The organism is Paraburkholderia sp. CNPSo 3281 (assembly GCF_024206515.1).
Lineage (GTDB): Bacteria > Pseudomonadota > Gammaproteobacteria > Burkholderiales > Burkholderiaceae > Paraburkholderia > Paraburkholderia nodosa.
On the sequence record NZ_JAMBPS010000004.1, the window covers coordinates 24,949 to 43,283 of the forward strand.

The 18,335-nt window shown below is 66.0% G+C and carries 17 protein-coding genes and 1 pseudogene; 9 read left to right on the plus strand and 9 right to left on the minus strand.

Features of this window, described 5'->3' with window-relative positions:
* Positions 1 to 43: 43 nt before the first annotated feature.
* The 4 genes from M3I56_RS06005 to M3I56_RS06020 all read right to left on the minus strand — a co-directional run bounded on the left by M3I56_RS06005 (position 44) and on the right by M3I56_RS06020 (position 3,694).
* A complete protein-coding gene (locus M3I56_RS06005; protein WP_028204425.1) occupies positions 44 to 1,591 on the minus strand; it encodes a UxaA family hydrolase in 1,548 nt (515 codons plus the stop codon).
* Entirely contained in the window at positions 1,588 to 2,508 is a 921-nt protein-coding gene (locus M3I56_RS06010) for an SMP-30/gluconolactonase/LRE family protein (protein ID WP_254352976.1), read from the minus strand. Before M3I56_RS06010 ends, M3I56_RS06005 begins: the two co-directional genes overlap by 4 nt.
* Positions 2,509 to 2,671: 163 nt before the next feature.
* Entirely contained in the window at positions 2,672 to 3,025 is a 354-nt protein-coding gene (locus tag M3I56_RS06015) for a cupin domain-containing protein (protein ID WP_254352977.1), read from the minus strand.
* Positions 3,026 to 3,055: 30 nt separating this feature from the next.
* Entirely contained in the window at positions 3,056 to 3,694 is a 639-nt protein-coding gene (locus tag M3I56_RS06020; protein ID WP_254352978.1) for an FMN-binding negative transcriptional regulator, read from the minus strand.
* Between the two features lie 122 nt (positions 3,695 to 3,816).
* On the opposite strand from M3I56_RS06020, the gene M3I56_RS06025 reads away from it, so the two are divergent.
* A complete protein-coding gene (locus M3I56_RS06025; protein ID WP_254352979.1) occupies positions 3,817 to 5,304 on the plus strand; it encodes a PLP-dependent aminotransferase family protein in 1,488 nt (495 codons plus the stop codon).
* Between the two features lie 7 nt (positions 5,305 to 5,311).
* On the opposite strand, the gene M3I56_RS06030 is transcribed toward M3I56_RS06025, so the two are convergent.
* Positions 5,312 to 6,250 carry a LysR family transcriptional regulator gene (locus tag M3I56_RS06030; protein ID WP_254353228.1) on the minus strand — a complete coding sequence of 313 codons (939 nt, stop codon included), beginning with the start codon at positions 6,248 to 6,250 and terminating at the stop codon, positions 5,312 to 5,314.
* A 110-nt stretch (positions 6,251 to 6,360) separates the two neighbouring features.
* On the opposite strand from M3I56_RS06030, the pseudogene M3I56_RS06035 reads away from it, so the two are divergent.
* Positions 6,361 to 7,442 (plus strand): annotated as a pseudogene (locus M3I56_RS06035) (tartrate dehydrogenase).
* 324 nt (positions 7,443 to 7,766) lie between these two features.
* Here the strand turns inward: M3I56_RS06035 and M3I56_RS06040 are convergent.
* Positions 7,767 to 8,987, minus strand: coding sequence for an MFS transporter (locus M3I56_RS06040; protein WP_254352980.1), 1,221 nt, complete (start codon positions 8,985 to 8,987; stop codon positions 7,767 to 7,769).
* Positions 8,988 to 9,237: 250 nt separating this feature from the next.
* Here M3I56_RS06040 and M3I56_RS06045 point away from each other — a divergent pair, with 250 nt between their 5' ends.
* The 6 genes from M3I56_RS06045 (at position 9,238) to M3I56_RS06070 (ending at position 13,596) form a co-directional block, all read left to right on the plus strand.
* Complete coding sequence (locus M3I56_RS06045) at positions 9,238 to 9,678, plus strand: FecR domain-containing protein (RefSeq protein WP_254352981.1); 441 nt, start codon at positions 9,238 to 9,240, stop codon at positions 9,676 to 9,678.
* Positions 9,675 to 10,271 carry an OmpA family protein gene (locus tag M3I56_RS06050; RefSeq protein ID WP_254352982.1) on the plus strand — a complete coding sequence of 199 codons (597 nt, stop codon included), beginning with the start codon at positions 9,675 to 9,677 and terminating at the stop codon, positions 10,269 to 10,271. Before M3I56_RS06045 ends, M3I56_RS06050 begins: the two co-directional genes overlap by 4 nt.
* Before the next feature lie 120 nt (positions 10,272 to 10,391).
* Complete coding sequence (locus tag M3I56_RS06055; protein ID WP_254352983.1) at positions 10,392 to 11,774, plus strand: CHASE2 domain-containing protein; 1,383 nt, start codon at positions 10,392 to 10,394, stop codon at positions 11,772 to 11,774.
* Positions 11,775 to 11,887: 113 nt separating this feature from the next.
* Complete coding sequence (locus M3I56_RS06060; RefSeq protein ID WP_254352984.1) at positions 11,888 to 12,316, plus strand: CidA/LrgA family protein; 429 nt, start codon at positions 11,888 to 11,890, stop codon at positions 12,314 to 12,316.
* Between the two features lie 54 nt (positions 12,317 to 12,370).
* Complete coding sequence (locus M3I56_RS06065; RefSeq protein WP_254352985.1) at positions 12,371 to 13,111, plus strand: LrgB family protein; 741 nt, start codon at positions 12,371 to 12,373, stop codon at positions 13,109 to 13,111.
* 65 nt (positions 13,112 to 13,176) lie between these two features.
* Positions 13,177 to 13,596 carry a DUF1801 domain-containing protein gene (locus M3I56_RS06070; RefSeq protein WP_254352986.1) on the plus strand — a complete coding sequence of 140 codons (420 nt, stop codon included), beginning with the start codon at positions 13,177 to 13,179 and terminating at the stop codon, positions 13,594 to 13,596.
* A 23-nt stretch (positions 13,597 to 13,619) separates the two neighbouring features.
* Here M3I56_RS06070 and M3I56_RS06075 read toward each other — a convergent pair whose 3' ends face one another.
* Positions 13,620 to 14,729, minus strand: a complete 1,110-nt coding sequence (locus M3I56_RS06075; protein WP_254352987.1) for an aromatic ring-hydroxylating dioxygenase subunit alpha — start codon at positions 14,727 to 14,729, stop codon at positions 13,620 to 13,622.
* Positions 14,730 to 14,846: 117 nt separating this feature from the next.
* Positions 14,847 to 15,758 (minus strand): LysR family transcriptional regulator, encoded by a 912-nt coding sequence (locus tag M3I56_RS06080; protein WP_254352988.1) that lies wholly within the window; start codon positions 15,756 to 15,758, stop codon positions 14,847 to 14,849.
* Between the two features lie 82 nt (positions 15,759 to 15,840).
* On the opposite strand from M3I56_RS06080, the gene M3I56_RS06085 reads away from it, so the two are divergent.
* The gene (locus tag M3I56_RS06085; RefSeq protein ID WP_254352989.1) at positions 15,841 to 16,767 is read left to right on the plus strand and encodes a carbon-nitrogen hydrolase family protein; all 927 of its coding nucleotides are present in this window, start codon (positions 15,841 to 15,843) and stop codon (positions 16,765 to 16,767) included.
* A gap of 12 nt (positions 16,768 to 16,779) precedes the next feature.
* On the opposite strand, the gene M3I56_RS06090 is transcribed toward M3I56_RS06085, so the two are convergent.
* A complete protein-coding gene (locus M3I56_RS06090; protein WP_254352990.1) occupies positions 16,780 to 18,228 on the minus strand; it encodes a PLP-dependent aminotransferase family protein in 1,449 nt (482 codons plus the stop codon).
* Between the last annotated feature and the right edge of the window lie 107 nt (positions 18,229 to 18,335).

Genomic DNA, 18,335 nt, shown 5'->3' on the forward strand with positions numbered 1-18,335 from the left:
GTCTCTCCAGTGAGTGGCGGCGCCTGTCCGAATCGCTCCCGCGCTACATGACCGCCCCCAGATGCCAGGGCACGAATTCATTCTGGCCGTAGCCGTGCAGCTCGCTCTTCGTGCGCTGCCCGGAGGCCGTCGCGAGCATCAGTTCGAAGATCGCGGCGCCGGCCTCGTCCACGCTTTGCTCGCCGTCCAGGATGCGGCCGCAGTTCAGGTCGATGTCTTCTTCCTGGCGTCGCCACAGCGCGCTGTTCGTGCCGAGCTTGAGCGACGGCGAAGGCGCGCAGCCGTAGGCCGAGCCGCGGCCCGTCGTGAAGCAGATCAGGTTGGCGCCGCCCGCCACCTGGCCGGTGGCGGACACCGGGTCGTAGCCGGGCGTATCCATGAACACGAGCCCCTGCGCGCGCACGGGCTGCGCATACTCGTAGGTTTCGACGAGCCGCGTCGTGCCGCCTTTCGCCACCGCGCCGAGCGACTTTTCGAGAATGGTCGTGAGACCGCCTGCCTTGTTGCCGGCAGAAGGGTTGTTGTTCATGTTGGCTTCCATGCGCGCGCAATACGCTTCCCACCAGCGGATGCGCGCCACCAGCTTTTCGCCCACTTCGCGCGACACCGCGCGCCGGGTGAGCAGATGCTCGGCCCCGTAGATTTCGGGCGTTTCAGAGAGGATCGCCGTGCCGCCGTGCGTGACGAGCCGGTCCACGGCCGCGCCGAGCGCCGGGTTCGCGGAAATGCCGGAGTAGCCGTCCGAGCCGCCGCATTGCAAGCCGACCATGAGATGACGCGCATCGACAGGCTCGCGCGTCACGCGGTTCGCATCGGCCAGCAGCGCGCGCACCTGTTCGATGCCCGCTGCCACCGTGCGCGCGGTGCCGCCCGTCTGCTGGATCGTCATGGTCGAAAGGCGCGCGCCGCGCTCGAGCTGCTCGGCTTCCACGAGACCGTCGATCTGGTTCGTCTCGCAGCCGAGTCCGACGATCAGCACCGCATAAAAATTGGCGTGCCGTGCATAACCCGCGAGCGTGCGGCGCAACACCGTGATCGGCTCGCCCTCGGCCGCGAGCGCACAGCCTTCGCCGTGGGTGAGCGCCACCACGCCATCCACGTTGGGGAAGGCTTCCAGCGCTTCGGGGTGGATGTCGCGACGGAAGTGATCGGCTATCGCGCGGGCGACCGTGGCCGAGCAGTTCACAGACGTCAGGATGCCTATGTAGTTACGCGTCGCGACGCGGCCGTCCGCGCGCCGAATGCCGAGGAATGTGGCAGGTTGCGCAGCGGCCGCCGTGTCGTGCGCGTCCACGCCGAATGCGTAGTCGCGCTCGAAATCGCCCATCGAGAGATTCTGGGTATGCACGTGTTCGCCGCGACGGATCGGCCGGCTCGCAAAGCCGATGATCTGCCCGTAGCGGCGCACCGGTTCGCCTGGCTCGATATCGCGCAGCGCGACTTTGTGGCCAGGCGGAATCATGCCCGCGACCGTATGGTCGCCATAGAGTGTCGAGCCGGGCATCAACTGTCCGCGCGCGATGGCAACGTCGTCGCGCCGGTCGAGGAGAATGAGCGCGGCCGAAAGCGAGGCGGGGTCGAGAAGCGTCATTGCCGGTCTCCGTGGGAAGCGCCGCGCACGCCAACATAAAGCGAGTACAGCGACGTGCTGGCTGCAATGAAAAGGCGATTGCGATTCGGGCCGCCGAACACGAGATTCGCGACCGTCTCCGGCACGAGGATCTTGCCGAGCCGCGTGCCGTCGGGCGCATAGCAGTGGATGCCGTCGCCCGCGCTCGTCCAGACGTTACCGTGCTCGTCCACGCGCATGCCGTCGGGCACGCCAGGCGACACCTCGGCGAAGACCCGGCCGTTGTGCAACCCGCCTTGCGCGTCCACGTCGAATACGCGGATGTGGTGCGGGCCGCTCTCGATATGCGACGCGCCCGAGTCGGCCACATAGAGCCGCAATTCATCGGGCGAGAATGCGAGCCCGTTGGGCTTCATGAAGTCGTCGGCCACGCGCTGCACCGCGCCGGTAGCGGGCGCCACGCGATACACGTGGCATGCGCCGATTTCGCTCGGCGCACGAAAGCCCTCATAGTCGCCGAGAATGCCGTAGTCGGGGTCGGTGAACCAGATCGAGCCGTCCGAATGCACGATCACGTCGTTGGGCGAATTCAGCCGATGCCCTTCGTAGCGGTCGGCAATGACGGTGATGCGCCCGTCGTGCTCCGTGCGCGTGACGCGGCGCGTGCCGTGCTCGCAGGTCACGAGCCGGCATTCGCGGTCGAGTGTGTTGCCGTTGCTGAAATTCGAGTTCGCGCGGAACACGCCCGTGCCGATGCCGGGCACCCAGCGCATCATCCGGTTGTTGGGAATGTCGCTCCAGACAAGAAAGTCGCCGGCGGGAAACCATACCGGTCCTTCCGCCCACATGCAGCCGCCCGCGAGCTTCTCGAACTGTGCGTTGGGCTGCAGCAGCATGCGAAAGCGCGCATCGTGGATTTCGTATTCGTGGGGATTCATCGTTCCGGCCTCGTACCGTCAGGGTCAGGTCACGGCGACGCGCGTGACCGATCGCTCACTGCCGCGCCGGTTTATTAAATACTAGTTGAATAGGCCTGTGAAGATTTTCTTCAAGCGCCTGGAATGTGGATTACCCGTGTTTACCCGCGAGCCTGCATGGCAATCAGGTCTTGTCGAACACCTGGTCCAGGTCGTAGACGAGCAGGAACACGCAGCCCGTGTCGCTATGAAATCCTGCGTCGACAGTGCCCTGCCCGGCGACGCCAACGTATCCCGCCGCGAGCCGTCGGCCGTTTTGCACGGCCTCGCCTTCGAGCATGTAGATGAACTCGGGGCCCGTATGGCGGTGATCAGGGAACGTTGCCCCTGCAGCGAACCGGACCAGTTGCATCGCGCGGCCGTCTGCCTTGCCGAGGTTCTTGACCTCGACGCCGGGTGCGTAGCGGGAGGACACCCATGGCAGGCTCGCTGAATCGATGCATGAAAAGCCCGACGCGAGCGACGGGTCGTTTGCCATGACGGGGCCCCTTGTGTGCGCTGTTGCGCGCTATTGCGCCTTCTGGTCGGCAGCGGCAAGCATGGCGTCGGCAATGCGAGACTCGCCGCTCGATTTGAGCGCTTCGCCCGCGCCGCGAATATCGCGCTCTTCCTTGTTCTGACTGAGCTTGCTCTTGCCGACCAGACGCGTGATCTCGATCTCCACGCCGACTATCGCCTTGACGAGCGTATCCGTGTAGTCCTTCGGCGCGTCGGCCATCTTCCAGGGCTTGGGCTGCGTGGCTTCGTGCGTGCGCGTCAGGCGGCCAATCACGCCGCGCACGTAGCGCTCGTCGTCGAGAATCCTGATGCGCCCGTGAGCATGGACCACGACGTAATTCCAGGTCGGCACCTGCTTGTGCGCCTCGTGCTTGCTCGGATACCAGTTCGGCGAAATATACGCGTCGCCCGCGCGGAAGATCACGAGCACTTCGTCGCCGTTCGCCACGTCCTGCCAAACCGGGTTGGCCCGCGCGACGTGCGCGCGCAGGACGCCCAACTCGCCTTCACCCGCCGCGAGTTCAAAGGGAATGTGATTGGCATCGAGCCCGCTTTTGCCCTGCGTGACCAAGGTGCCGAACGGATGTTGGGCGATGCAGTCGTGCAGGACGTCCTTGCGGTTTTCGGCGAAATGGGCTGGTACGTACATGCGTTTGACCCTGCTCGTAAGGTGATGGGTTAGCGCGGCCGATGCCGCCACAGACCGGAGTCTGCCTCAAAAGTGGTTTATTCTATAGATCCAGTTTATTCAAACTCCAGTGAACCAGAATCATGCCGAGAACCGCGCAGGCCGCAGAGATGCCATCGTTCGGCACGCTGGACCGGGAGGCCGGCAACCTCAGCCGCCAGGTGGCCGAGGGGCTGCGCGAAGCGGTGCGCAAAGGCGATCTGCGGCCCGCCGATGCGCTGCCTTCCACGCGCGCGCTCGCCGCTTCGCTCCAGGTGGCGCGCGGCACGGTGGTCGAGGCCTACGAGCAGCTGATAGCCGAGGGCTTTCTTGAATCGAAAGCCGGAGCCGGTACCCGCGTGGCGCTCGCGCTGGCCGAGCCGCCGCCCGCGCGCGAGCCCCGCGTCGCTTCATCGCAGGTGGCCCAAGCCGGGCTGCCGGAACGCGCCGAAGCGTTCGCCAGGATCGGACGCGAGTTCAAGCCGCTTCCTCCGGTGCCGTTTGCCATTTCGGTGCCAACGGGTATGACCGCGCCCGGCGACATCTGGCGCCGGCTCGGCAACCGTTTGCGCGCGCGGGGCCCGGCCTCGCCGACCGGCTACGCCGACCCGCAAGGCGCCCTGGCGCTGCGCGAAGCGATTGCCGATTATGTGCGCAAGTCCCGCTCGGTGCGCTGCGAAGCGGATCAGGTCATCGTGACGAGCGGCACCCAGCAGGGGCTCTTTCTCGCAAGCCAGGTGCTGCTGGGGCCGCGCGACCAGGCATGGGTCGAGAACCCGGCCTACCGTGGCGTCACCGCCATCCTCGAAAGCCTGCCGTACCGCGACGCCATGGTGCGCGTGAGCGTGGACGCCGAGGGTCTCGACGTCGAGGCCGGCATTCGCATGGCGCCGAAGGCGCGCGTGGCATTCGTCACGCCCTCGCATCAATATCCGCTCGGCATGCCGCTGAGCATGGCGCGGCGCGCGGCGTTGCTCGCGTGGGCGCGCTCGGCGCATGGCTGGGTCGTCGAAGACGACTACGACAGCGAACTGCGCTACGAGGGCTATCCGTTTCCGGCGCTGCAGGGCCTCGCGCCCGATCGCGTGGTGTATCTCGGCACCTTCAGCAAGATCCTGTTTCCCTCATTGCGGCTTGGCTATGTAATCGTGCCGCCCCATCTCGTGGATGCGTTCTGCGGCGCGCGCGTGCTCATGGACCGCCATCCGCCGACGGCCGACCAACACGTGCTCGCCGCCTTCATGACCGAGGGGCACCTCGAGCGACACGTCCGCAAGGTTCGCAACGTCTACGCCGAGCAGCGGCTCAGCCTGATCGAAACGCTCGAAGCGCTCTTGCCCCGTGAGCTGGCCTGGATCGAGCCCGGTGATCAGGGCATGCATCTCGTGCTCTGGCTCGCCGCGAGGCTGGACGATCACCAGATCGTGCGGCTCGCGGCGAACGAGGGGATCGCAGTGCGGGCAGCGTCGCCCATGTTCGCCAAGGGCACCGCGCGCCCAGGGCTCATCCTCGGCTTTGGCGGCTTTAGCAGCGCGCAAATGAAAGCGGCCGCGCAGCGCCTCGCCGCCGTGATCGCCGCGGCGGCGAAATGAAGCGAGGCTAAGCGCTTCGGGCTACTGGATATCGCTGCGACTTGCTCAGTTCGATAGCGAGGAAGTCGACAAACGCCCGAATGCGCGTGGAAAGCTGGTGCCGCTGCGCATACACGGCGTAGATGTCCGCGCCCGGCGTTTCATACTCGGGCAGCACGACCACGAGCCGCCCGTCCGCCAGATATTCGTTGATGTCCCATTCTGCGCGCATCAAAATGCCGTGCCCGTCCAGTGCCCACTTCACGGCAATCTCGCCGTCGTTGGTCGTGAGATTGCCATTGATGCGGACTGCTTCCGATTTGCGCGCGCTGCCGCGCTCGTTCGACAGCCGCCATACGCCATAGGCTTCGTCGCCCTGGCGAATGCTGATGCAGTTGTGCTTCGCGAGGTCGTGCGGCGTGGCGGGCGTGCCCCGGCTCGCGAGATAGGCCGGCGAAGCGCAGAGCAAACGCCGGTTCGCCGCGAGACGCCGCGCGATCACGCGCGTATCGGGCGGCTCGCCGAAGCGGATGCAGACATCGTATGAATCTTCCGTGAGCGGCGGCGGCATGACCGAGAGCTGAAGCTGCACGGAAACCTGCGGATACTGCACGACGAAACGCGAAAGCGCCGGCCCGATATGACTGCGTCCAAAGCCGAGCGTCGCGTTCACGCGCAACAACCCCTTGGGATGCTTCTTCGAGCCGCCCAGCAGTTCGCCCAGCTCGTCGATCTCGTCGAGAATGCGGCGCGCGTGCTCCAGGTACACCTCGCCTTCGGGCGTCAGCATCATGCGGCGGGTCGTGCGGTTCACGAGCGGCACCCCGGCGCGCTCCTCCATTTGCGCGAGCCGCTTGCTCACGGCAGCGGGCGTGAGGCCCAGCTCGCGCGCGGCGGCGCTCAGGCTGCCCGAGGACGCGAGCGTCGAGAAAAAGCCCAGATCGGCGGGCTGAACGGTGTCGGTCACGGTCGCCACTTGTGAATTCAAGTTAAGGATGCTTTGAGTCTAGCACCGGTTTTTGAACCGGGAGTTCGATAAAGTGAACCCACACTGGCCACACTTCACAGGAACGAGACATGAAGACCTATCGCATCGCAACCATTCCCGGCGACGGCATCGGCAAGGAAGTCGTGCCCGCGGGCAAGGAGGTGCTGGAAGCGCTGCGAAAACCACCCAGCGCTTCGCGTTCGAATTCGAAAACTTCGACTGGGGCGCCGACTACTACCGCCAGCACGGCGTGATGATGCCGGCCGACGGGCTCGACGCCATCCGCAACAAGGACGCCATTCTGTTCGGCTCCGCGGGCGACCCCGACGTGCCCGACCACATCACGCTCTGGGGCCTGCGCCTGAAGATCTGCCAGGGCCTCGATCAGTACGCGAACGTGCGGCCCACGCGCATCCTGCCCGGCATCGACGCGCCTTTGAAGCGCTGCAAGCCCGAAGACCTGAACTGGGTGATCGTGCGCGAGAACTCAGAAGGCGAGTATTCGGGCGTGGGCGGCCGCGTCCACCAGGGTCATCCGCTCGAAGCCGCAACCGATGTGTCGATCCTCACGCGCGCCGGTGTCGAGCGCATCCTGCGCTTTGCGTTCCGCCTTGCGCAGTCGCGCCCCCGCAAGCTGCTCACGGTCATCACCAAAAGCAACGCGCAACGCCACGCCATGGTGATGTGGGACGAGATCGCGCAGCAGATTTCGCAGGAGTTCCCGGACGTGAAGTGGGACAAGGAGCTGGTGGACGCCGCCACGGCGCGCATGGTCAACCGCCCGGCTTCGCTCGATACGATCGTCGCGACCAACCTGCACGCGGATATTCTCAGCGACCTCGCCGCCGCGCTCGCGGGCAGCCTGGGCATTGCGCCGACCGGCAACATCGACCCCGAGCGGCGTTATCCGTCGATGTTCGAGCCGATCCACGGTTCGGCCTTCGACATCATGGGCAAGGGGCTCGCCAATCCGATCGGCACGTTCTGGTCGGTGGTGATGCTGCTCGATCACCTCGGCGAGACCGAAGCCGCCGCTCATGTGATGCAGGCCATCGAGACCGTGACCGCCAACCCCGCGCTGCACACGGGCGACCTGGGCGGCAAGGCGACCACCGCGCAGGTCACGGCCGCGGTGTGCGAACTCGTCGGGAAGGCGGCCGTCGCTGCCTGAACGCTAGCGTGCCGTAAAAAAATCCGACAACGGGGGCGTGACACAAAAAATACCCGCACCCCCCCGCCAAAACCCTCTAAGGAGGAGACGCGTGAATTCGGATACCGAAGCAATCGTTACGCACAAGCTCATGTGGCGCATCATCCCGTGTATGTCGTTGGTGCGACGCTCGCGCTTTCCGCGGTCGTTACGCTGATGCTGAGCCGCAAGGCGAGCCAGCCGGTAATGGCGCAAGTGAGGCACGATCACTGAAGGGGCAGGCTCTCGCGCGGCGGCGGCTGCGTCGTCGTCGCGCGGGCGGCCAGCGAACGCCGGCGGCGTGCGTCAGACCTTGCGCCCCAACCGCACCGCCACCACGCACGCCGCCAGCGAGATCAACGAGACCATCAGCACGGTCCATTCCACCGGCACGTAGCTTTCGCGTAGGGCCCAGATCGCCGCGCCCGCTATCGGCGCGATGCCTTTGGCGATGTTCGCGGGCGTCGAGAGCAGGCCGCTCACCGCGCCATAGCCTTCGCTCCACAGCAGCGCCTGCACGATCGTCCCGCGCAGGATCGTCATCATGCCGTTGACGCCGCCGTAGACGATGGCGAACAGCATCAACCACGCAGCCGACCTCCCCGCACACATCAGGATCACGACGGAGCACGGGAAGGCCGTCGTCACCACGATGGCGACGAGCCCCGGTCGAGCGCGACTGCCGACGGCAAACCACACGACGCGTGCGAGCACCTGCGCCGGCCCGATCGCCGCCATGGTGACGATAACCGTGGCGCCCGCAACGGCACGCTCGCGCATCAACGGGATCAGATGGAACGTCAGCACCACGAACGTGGAGTAGTACGCCGTGAAGCAAACGGCCAACGCCCAGAACACGGGCGAGCGCAAGGCATTGCGCGCCGATGCACGGCTGACCTCCCGCGCGCTTTTTCGCCTCGCGACGTCCTCGCCCGGCTCGCCGCGATGAATCGCCAATCCGTGCACCGGCAAGCACACGAGCAGGTTGACGAGCGCAAGCGCGAGCAACGCGCCCCGCCAGCCGAACTCGCCGATCAAGCCTTGCGTGAGCGGAATGAACACGGTGCTCGCGAAACCCGCCACGAGCGTGATGAGCGTGATTTTCGTCGCGTAGGTGCGCGGAAACGCTCGCGTCACGATCGCGAACACGGGGTCGTAGAGCGTCGCCGCAATCGCCACGCCAAGGCCGCACCACACCGCGAAGAGCGTCGGCAGAATGCGCGCCTGGGCCCACAGCACGAGCATCGCCGAAGCGAGCAGCGTACCGCCCACCATGACGCGCCGTCCGTAGCCGCGATCGATCAGCGTGCCGACCGGGTAGGCCGCGAGCCCCGAGACCAGCAAACCGGTTGAAACAGCGGCATTAGTAACCGTGCGGCTCCAACCCATCGCGCTCTCCATGGGCACGACGAAGAGCGAGAACGCGTAGTAGATCGTCCCCCACGAAACGAGTTGGGCCGCCGCCAGCGCCCATGTCCGCGCTGTGGCGTGCGCTCCGTGCGGTCTCGCGTGGGTCGGTGTCGGCATGAATGGGAATGTGTTGGCAAACCCCGGCAAAACCCGGGCAATCTCGGGCACGCCGCCCGGCAGACGCGAACCGGGCGCGTTTTGCCGATTCTGGCGCACCTTCAGTGCGCTTGCACTATGTGCGCTAGCGCACGGAGCACACCGCGCGGACTCACTATGCTCGCCGGGTGCCCGAAAGACCCGGCGCGAGCCCTCACGTTCGTTTCGCCAAACGGTATCGCCAGTGCGTTGCCAAGCCATCCAATATGCCTTGCTTCTCGCCTGCGGGTGCCCGCCAGTCTTCGACGCACACGCAGCCGATGCAATTGGCATAGTCAAGACGATCAAGGGCTCGGTGCATATCGAGCGTGCGAATCAGCCGGTCAGCGTCGCTGTCGGCAGCGAGGTGTTGGCGAGCGACCGCGTCCTGACCGGCCCCGTGTCGTCCGTTGGCATCACCCTGCGCGACAACACGCTGCTGACTGAGGGCGCCAACTCCGTTCTCGATCTCAACAAGTTCGCATTCAACACCACCACCTACGACGGCGCGCTCGACGTGAGCATCACGCGCGGCTCGCTCGCCGTGGTCGACGGCAAGCTCGCAAAGGCCAATCCGGAAGCCGTGCGCTACAGCACGCCCACCACCACGCTCGGCGTGCGCGGCACGGAGTTCATCATCGAGGTGGGAGGAAGCGCGGAGAACGATCATTGAAGACAACGAACGGATACATGGCGCTCACGCTGTGTGTGTGCCTCTGCGCGTGCAGCACGCCCGACAAGATCACGCTGCTGCCCAATCCGGACGGCAGCGTCGGCAACGTGATCGTGCATAACGGCAGCAAGACGCAAGTCATCGACAAGGCCTACACGCGCGCCGATGTTTCGAGAGGCGGCGCGATCGAGCAGACCGCCGGCAACAAGGCCGCCGTGGAGGCCCAGTACGGCGACCTGCTGGCCGCTGAGCCGCCCAGGCCCCGAACGTTCACGATCAACTTCGTTTTCGACTCCGCCACGCAGCTTGCGCCCGAGTCCGCGGCCACCGTTGCCGAGTTGAAAAAGGTATTGGCGAGCTGGCCCGCACCTCACCTCACGGTGGTCGGCCACACCGATATGGCGGGCTCCCAGGCGTTCAATGACCGGCTTTCCATGCGTCGGGCGCAAAGCGTGGCGTCGTTTCTGGTCAAGTCCGGCATACCCGCGCAGCAGATCGAAGTTGCAGGCAGAGGCAAGCGCGAGCCGCTCATCCGTACCGCGGACGGCATGCCCAACCAGGCAAACCGGCGCGCAGTCATCACCGTTCAGTAATCCGTATCGATACGCGCTCTTCACCTATCCCATGCGACTATGAAACGCTACCGCAACTCATGCATCGCCTTCGTCAGGCGCATGATGCGGGCGCGCAAAGGGCGCCCCTGGGCGCTCGCAGTGCTCTTGACGCTTCTGTTCATCAACCTGTGCAGCGAATGGCCCGGCGATATTGCGCGGCCGGCCTTGCTCGACACGCTCGACACCGTGTTGCCCGACACCTTCGGCTCGGCGCGCCAGCTTCTTTTCGATCACTACCAGCGCCGCTTTCCGCGCGTGCCGAGCACGCAGCCGGTGACCATCGTCGAGATCGACGACCCGACGCTCGAATCCTTCGGCCAATGGCCCTGGCCGCGCAACCGCCTCGCCGGGCTGGTCGATGCGATCGAGGCGAGCAGACCGCTGGCGATCGGCCTCGACATCTACATGCCCGAGCCCGACCAGACGTCGCCTGGCAACGTGGCCGACAACCTGCCCGCCTCGGAGGCCGCGCTCGCCACGCAACTGCGCGCGCTGCCCAGCCACGAGCGCATTCTCGCGACCGCGTTGCGCGCATCGCCGTCGATCCTCGGCGCCGCGGCCTTCGATTACGCGACCTCCACGACGCGCACCGACATCCTGAGCGCCCCCGTGCTCGTGCACGGCCCGGACGCCTTCGCAAACGTTCACCGCTTCCATTACGTGCTCGCAAGCCTCCCCGAGCTGCAGGGCGCAGCCCACGGCCAGGCGATGCTCAACGTCGCACAGGAACAGGGCACGGTGCGGCGCATTCCGCTCGTGCTGGGCCTTGGCGACAAGCTCGTGCCGAGCCTGCCCATCGAAATGCTGCGCGTGGCCACCGGCTCGCCTGCCATCGAGGTGTTCGCGGGCCCATCCGGCGTGCGAGCCGTCGGCGTGGCGGACGTGCGTGTACCCACGCAACCCGACGGCGATATCTGGCTGCATTTCGCCTCGATTGCGCGCACGCAGCAGCGTTATGTTTCCGCACGCGACGTTTTGCAAGGCAACGTCGATGCGAGCCGCATCCGCAACAAGCTGATTCTCGTCGGCCTCACCGGCACGGGCCTGACCGACATGCGCACGACGGCGTTAGGCGAACTGGTGCCCGGCATCGAGATTCAGGCGCAGGTGATCGAAACGATTTTCGAGGGCCGCTTCCTGCAGCGCCCCGACTGGCTGATCTGGTGCGAGACGGCTTTCATCCTCGCGCTCGGCCTGTTCTTCATCTGGTATGTGCCGCGCAACGATTCGCGCCTTGCCGTCTTCATGCGCGCCGTACCGAAGGCCTCCGCCATCATCGGCCTTACGCTTAACTTGTTGACGCTTTCGATTTGCTTCCTCGTGTTCCGTTATTTCGGCTTCCTTGTCGATGCCGCATCGATCTTCATCATTCTTTCCGCGGTCATGGGCAGCTTCTTCACCATCTCCCTCATGGAGCCGGAAGCGCAAAACGCATCCAGCTCCGCCAAGGCGCCCGGAACAGGCGCGTCGCTCAACACTTAACGATTTCTTCAGTTGCCGTCCATGTTTTCGCTCGTGCGGTGGGCGGATACTGCCGGCGTGTCGTTGCGTTCGTTGCGTTCGTTGCGTCCGTTGCGTTCCTTCGGAGCTTGCCGATGCACCACCCCGCCCCAATGCATGCCCCGGCGCCAGTCAAGGCGGACCTGGCGTTGGTGCGCACATTCGCGCTGCTCGTCGCGCTACAGGGCGCCGGAGAATGGATCGCGTGGATCGCGCGCGTGCCTGTTCCCGGCCCGGTCATCGGCCTCGTGCTGCTGCTCTGTCTGCTTTCAGCGGCGCCCCGGGTCGAGCGCGACGTGGAAGGTCCGGCGCTCGGGTTGCTCAATCATCTTTCGCTCTTGTTCATCCCCGCTGGCGCAGGCGTGTTCGCGCTTGCCGGCGTGTTGAAGGGTCAACTATTCGCCATTGCGGTCGCCATCGTAGTGAGCACCGCCCTTTCGATTGCCGCCGGCGGACTCGTGACTTGCGCGCTGCTCGAAAGAAAGACGAAACAATCGATGCCGTCCGCGAAGATCGAACCATGAGCGGCTGCGGCGCATTTGCGCCGGTATGCGCCGGCATGCGCGAGGAGACCCACCATGCCTGAACACGCGGCGCCTGCCTTCATCGGCGCGTGGCTCACGAGTTCGGATGTACCCGCCATCGCCGCGACGATCGGCGTCTATCTGCTCGCCTGCTGGATACACCAGCGTTGCGGCCGCAATCCTTTGGCAAACCCTGTCGCGATCGCGGTCCTGCTGCTCACCGGTCTGCTGAAGTCAGGCGGCATTCCTTACCAGGCCTATTTCGAGCACGCGCGCTTCATTCATTTTCTGCTCGGGCCGGCGATCGTGGCGCTTGCGGTGCCGCTCCATCGTCAACTGCACAAACTGCGCAACGCTTTCGTTCCGCTGGTGTGCGGCCTGCTCGCCGGCAGCTGCGTGGCCGTCGTTTCGGCCGTGGCGATTGCCGTGATGTTCGGCTGCCAGCCCGCAACGGTCGCCTCGCTCGCGCCAAAGTCGGTTACCGCGGCCATTGGCATGCTGATCTCCGCCAAAGTGGGCGGCATGCCTGCGTTGACGGCCGCCATCGTGATCGCCACCGGCATTTCGGGCGCCGTCATGGGGACCTTCATCCTGGGCGTGCTCGGCATACAGCGCGACGACGCACGCGGCTTCGCCATCGGCGTGGCCTCGCATGGCATCGGCACGGCCCGGGCGTTCCAGATCAGCGAGGAGGCGGGCGCATTTGCCGGGCTCGGTATGGCGATGAACGGCACGATTTCCGCACTCGTCCTGCCCTTCGTGCTCCCCATGGTCATTGCCCACGTCACCGGGTGACCTCAGTGCTACATTACGATCCTGATTGCCCGACAACAGGAAGTCATGCAAGGCACGGAGCGCGAATGACCCCATCGGAACGGATTGACCAGCTAATCGCGGGACTCACCGACTGGCGCCGCGAAACCTTCGCCGCAATGCGCGAGGCCATTCTCGCAGCCGACCCGGCGATCGTCGAGGAATGGAAATACATGGGCAGCCCCGTATGGTATCGGGACGGCATGATCGCCGTGGGCAATGCGCACAAGGGCAAGGTGAAGCTCACGTTCCTGGACGGCGCGAGCCTGCCCGATCCGAAGCAGCTGTTCAACGCCGGGCTCGACGGCAACGCGCGACGCGCCATCGACTATCTCGAGGGCGACAAGGTCGACAAGCGCGCGCTGACGGCGCTCATTCGCGCAGCGATCGAATTCAACCAGGGCAAAGCGAAGAAAAAGGCGCCTGCCAAATCGCGCGGCAGCACGCGCGCCCGTAAAACGGCCTGACGCGAGCGCAAGGCGCCTTCGCCTCAGGCATCGGCTTCGCTCACCTCGCGAATGGGAATCACGGTGCGCTCGCCGCAATCGCGCAGCAGGTCGCGCAATTCGTTGATGACGGGAAAGACCTCGTGATTCCAGTCGGCGCCCTGGTTGTCGTGCGCGGCCTGTTCGAGTTCCACGATGGTGCGGTCTTCCTTGAAGATGCGCTCCGTGAACCAGACCAGCAGCGGCCACGCCGCGTCGAGCAGGAACGGAATGGCGGGCCTGCGGACCGAAAGGAGACCGAATGTCCGGTTCGTGCGCTGACGCGCGTCGAGCGGCACATAGACGATCCACAGGTCCATGAGGAGCGAGTCGTCGCTCGAGCGTATTTTCAGCGTTTGATACGGATATTCCGTGCGGATCGTCATCACGCTCTGGTTGCTCGGGTCCGCGCGGTTCTTGCTCGCGCCAAATACGAGCGCCTCGCCCGCGGGCTGCTTGCCCGCCATGCGCACGAACGTGTAGTCCACTTCGATGGAGCTTTCGCCGCGCCGCCGGCCTAGCGAGCGCGCCCGCATCTGGCCCATCTGGCGGCGGTGCAAGAACTGGTGATTCATGTCCATCAGGTTCTCGTGCATGAACGAGTAGTGACACTTCACCTCGCGCCCGAAACGGCGCGTCTTGTATGCCTTGTCCGTGACCGTATCCAGCACGGGCAGCGCAGTCTCTTCGGCAAGCGTGGCGTTGCCGGGAAAGACGAAGATCATGCCGTGCGCCTCGCGGCACGGATAGGCGCGCACGCCGTTGGGCAAACGCTCCCTGCCAAGGTACGGCACGTCCACGCATTGGCCCGAACAATCATAGGTCCAGCCGTGGTAGCCGCAGCGAAGCGACTCGCCGTCCACCACGCCCGCATGCAGCGGCACCTGGCGGTGGGCGCAGCGGTCTTCGAGCGCGTGCACCGCGCCTGACTCGGTGCGAAAGAGCACGATGGGCTCGCCGGCGAAATGCGTGCCCAGCGTCTTGCCGGGCTTGAGTTCGCGCGACCAGGCGAGCGGATACCAGTGATCGGGATGAATGGGCACTCGGCGCAGGTCGCGCGGTTCTTGCAAATGTGACTCGATCGTATAGCCGTCGGGGAAAGGCATTGCGCGCATGCGGAGAATCTCCTTGTCGAGTCCGTCGATATCGTCGTTATCGTCGTTCTGGAAAATCAATGGTTGGACGCAAATCTCATGCCCGATCATTCAACGCGATTGCGGCATGGGTGTCGATCAGTGTTTTGCCGGAAAGCACGCGATGATGGCGGCCTGGACCTTGACGATGGCGGCGTCGCGCAGCGAGCTGTTGCGCCACCCGAGTTCCACGGGATAGCGCGGCAGATCGATCGGACACGCGAGCAGTTTCAGGCCCGCCACGCGCGCGATCGCCTCGGCCGCGTGGCGCGGAATCGTGGCGACGCTGCGCGTGCCCTTGAGCAGAAAGGGCAACGCGGCAAAATGCGTCGTAGACGCCACCACATTGCGCTTCAGGCCGCGCGCGGCGAGCCCTTCGTCGACGATCCCGACCACGCCGCCCGACGACACCAAAATGTGCCCTCTCGATACGTAGTCGCCGAGCGTCAAGCGCCGCGGCGGGCGCGCAGCGTCGTCCACGAGGCACGCATAGCTGCCCTCGCCGAGCACCCGGTGGCTCAGGCCGCGCGAAGCGAAGCCGCCCGCCGCGACGGCAAGGTCCATGTCCTGATTCGCGAGCGCATCGGCGACGATCTGGCTGTGCGTCTGGCGAAAGATGATGCGCAGGCCCGGGGCGCTGGTTTCCAGCGTTTCGATGATGCGCCGGCCAATGGCCACCTCGAAGTCGTCGGAAAGCCCGATCGACACCGCGCGCCCATGAAACGTGGTGGCATCGGGCGAGGCGATCGCGAGGCTATGGCGGCAGCGGTCGAGCGCTTCGCTGATCACGGGCTTGAGTTCCTGCGCGCGCGAGGTCGGCGCGAGCCCGCGTCCGGTGCGCACGAACAGCGTGTCGGCATAGAGCGCGCGCAGACGCCTGAGCGCCGCGCTCACGGCCGACTGAGTCATGTCGAGGCGAATCGCGGCGCGGCTCGCCCCGCCCTCTTCGAACAGCGCCTCGAATATTTTCAGCAGATTCAGGTCCACGCGGGCGATATCAAACTGGTTCATATCACATAGTATCGATATACGTTCTCGCGATTTTATCGCCGTGAAAAGATGTGAGCTGTCCAACCTTTGAGAGCACGCCATCATGGCCAAGTCGAAAGTCGCCGCGCTGCAGATCGGTTCGTCCGCCGCCGGCAAAGCGCAAACGCTGGAACAGATTCTCTCGTTCGAAGCGCAGATCCGCGCCTCGGGCGCGCAGCTCGTCGTCATGCCCGAGGCGTTGCTCGGCGGTTACCCGAAGGGAGAAATATTCGGCACGCGCCTCGGCTACCGCCTGCCCGAAGGCCGCGAGGCGTTCGCGCGCTACTACGAGAACGCGGTCGACGTACCCGGCGCGGAAACCGAAGCGCTCGCGGAGCTTGCGACGCGTTGCGGCGCGTCGCTCGTGATCGGCGTGATCGAGCGCGACGGCAGCACGCTCTTTTGCACCGCGCTGTTCTTCAATCCGGGCGAGGGGCTCGTGGCGAAGCATCGCAAGCTCATGCCAACCGGTACGGAACGGCTCATCTGGGGGCAGGGCGACGGCTCGACGCTGCCCGCCGTGCGCACGCAATCCGGCGTTGCGGGCGCAGCAATCTGCTGGGAAAACCACATGCCGCTGTTGCGCACGGCGATGTACGCGAAGGGCGTTCAGATCTGGTGCGCGCCCACCGTGGACGAGCGCGACATCTGGCAGTGCTCCATGCGCCACATCGCGCACGAAGGACGCTGCTTCGTGATCAGCGCGTGCCAGGTGCAGCCTTCGCCCGCGGCGCTCGGCGTCGAGGTGCCGGGCTGGGACGAGAACCGGCCGCTCATCAATGGCGGCAGCCTGATCGTCGGACCGCTCGGCGACGTGCTGGCCGGCCCGCTGCGCGGTGAAGCCGGACTCATCGTGGCGGAGATCGACACCGGCGAACTCACGCGCGCCCGCTACGATTTCGACGTGGTGGGCCACTACGCGCGGCCCGATGTGTTCGCGCTCTCGGTCGATGAACGGCGCAAGCGCACGGTCTCGTTCATCGCGGAGTAGCGCCGGCCGCCGTCACGCCGAATAGAGCCCTTCCGGCCCGTTGCGCAGCGTGCGCGCCAGCAGCTCGAGCCCTTCTCGCAGCGCCTCGTGGCTGCGCGCGCCGCCGAGGCTCAAGCGCACCGCGTGCGGCGCCGACCCGCGGCCGATCACGAAGCTGTCCGCCGTTTTCGCGAGCACGCCGGCCTGACGCAGCGCCGCGGAAAATTCGGCGGCGCGCCAGGGTTCGGCGAGCGGCAGCCAGAGATGCGGGCTTGCCGGATCCGTACGATACGTCCAGTCCGCGAGCACCTCGGCGGCGATCGCATGGCGCGCGTCCACCTGCGCACGCTGCTGCGCGACGAGCCGATCGACCTCGCCATCGACGATCCAGCGCGCCGCGATCTCCGCGGCGAGCGGCGACGTCATCCAGCAGTCGCTGCGTATCACCGCGAGGATCTTGCCGACCCAGTCCTGCGGCGCCTGCACATAGCCCACGCGCAGGCCCGGCGCGACCGCCTTCGAAAGGCTGCTGATGACGATGCCGTGCTCGGGCAGCCGCGCGGCGAGCGGCGTGGGCGGCGCATCGAGCAACGCGGCGGGCACGAGGTCCTCGATCACGACGAGGTGATGGCGCACGGCGATCTCGGCGATCTTCGCGCGGCGCGCTTCGGAGAGCGTCGCCGTGGTCGGGTTGTGCAGCGTCGGCACGCAAAAGAGCGCGCGCGGCGCGAGGAGCCCGCACGCGCGCTCGAGCGCGGCGGGCACGATGCCTTCCTCGTCGATCTCGATGCCGACGAGATTCAGCCGCAACTGCCGCGCGAGCGCGACGATGCCTGGATAGCTCAACGCCTCGGCGAAGATCGTGTCGCCTGGCCGCAGCACCGCGCGCAACACACAGGCAAGCCCGTGCTGTGCCCCCTGGGTCACCAGCACACGCTCGGCGGCCACCGTGCAGCCCATGCGCGCGAGCCAGCGCGCCCCCGCTTCGCGGTGCGAGCGGCGCCCGCCTTCGGGCTGATAAAGCAGCAGTTCGCCCGCGAGGCGCTCGTCGGCGGCGAGTTCGCGCAAGGTCTGGGTCAACAGGAAGGCTTCGTCGGTCGGCATCGGCACGTTCTGGCCGAGATCGATCAGGCGTCCCGGCGCATGGACGCCCGGCGCCCCCGGCGTGATCGTCGCAGCCCGCTCGCTGGACTCGGGCGCGGGGCGCGTACGGTCCTGGATGCGCGCCCCGTCGGCGTCGGGCTCGGCCACATAGGTGCCGTCGCCCACGCGCGCCACCACGAGGCCGCCGCGCTCCAGCTCCGCATAGGCGCGGCTCACCGTGCCGGTCGTGACGTTGAGCTTCTTCGCCAGCAGCCGGTGCGCGGGCAGCTTTTCTCCGGGCAGCATCTGCCCGCCGTGAATGGCCTGCGAATAGGCCTGGGCGATCGCCCGGTACTTGGGTTCGCTGCTGCGCGAGAGCGTGGGCATCCAGCCATTCATGGTTTTCCCGAAGGAGACAAGCACGCCGCGGCACGGCGCGACGGCTGCGTCATTATCGCGCCCAATTCGCGGAAATGAAGGCTGTCATTTACTTCAATTGACTTCAT

Excerpts from the sequence above, each read along its gene's own strand:
- M3I56_RS06080 (WP_254352988.1), bottom strand. The coding sequence starts at position 15,758 with ATGAACCAGTTTGATATCGCCCGCGTGGACCTGAATCTGCTGAAAATA.
- M3I56_RS06010 (WP_254352976.1), bottom strand. The coding sequence starts at position 2,508 with ATGAATCCCCACGAATACGAAATCCACGATGCGCGCTTTCGCATGCTG.
- M3I56_RS06075 (WP_254352987.1), bottom strand. The coding sequence starts at position 14,729 with ATGCGCGCAATGCCTTTCCCCGACGGCTATACGATCGAGTCACATTTG.
- M3I56_RS06040 (WP_254352980.1), bottom strand. The coding sequence starts at position 8,987 with ATGCCGACACCGACCCACGCGAGACCGCACGGAGCGCACGCCACAGCG.
- M3I56_RS06020 (WP_254352978.1), bottom strand. The coding sequence starts at position 3,694 with ATGTACGTACCAGCCCATTTCGCCGAAAACCGCAAGGACGTCCTGCAC.
- M3I56_RS06025 (WP_254352979.1), top strand. The coding sequence starts at position 3,817 with ATGCCGAGAACCGCGCAGGCCGCAGAGATGCCATCGTTCGGCACGCTG.
- M3I56_RS06060 (WP_254352984.1), top strand. The coding sequence starts at position 11,888 with ATGCACCACCCCGCCCCAATGCATGCCCCGGCGCCAGTCAAGGCGGAC.
- M3I56_RS06065 (WP_254352985.1), top strand. The coding sequence starts at position 12,371 with ATGCCTGAACACGCGGCGCCTGCCTTCATCGGCGCGTGGCTCACGAGT.
- M3I56_RS06005 (WP_028204425.1), bottom strand. The coding sequence starts at position 1,591 with ATGACGCTTCTCGACCCCGCCTCGCTTTCGGCCGCGCTCATTCTCCTC.
- M3I56_RS06085 (WP_254352989.1), top strand. The coding sequence starts at position 15,841 with ATGGCCAAGTCGAAAGTCGCCGCGCTGCAGATCGGTTCGTCCGCCGCC.
- M3I56_RS06015 (WP_254352977.1), bottom strand. The coding sequence starts at position 3,025 with ATGGCAAACGACCCGTCGCTCGCGTCGGGCTTTTCATGCATCGATTCA.
- M3I56_RS06070 (WP_254352986.1), top strand. The coding sequence starts at position 13,177 with ATGACCCCATCGGAACGGATTGACCAGCTAATCGCGGGACTCACCGAC.
- M3I56_RS06090 (WP_254352990.1), bottom strand. The coding sequence starts at position 18,228 with ATGAATGGCTGGATGCCCACGCTCTCGCGCAGCAGCGAACCCAAGTAC.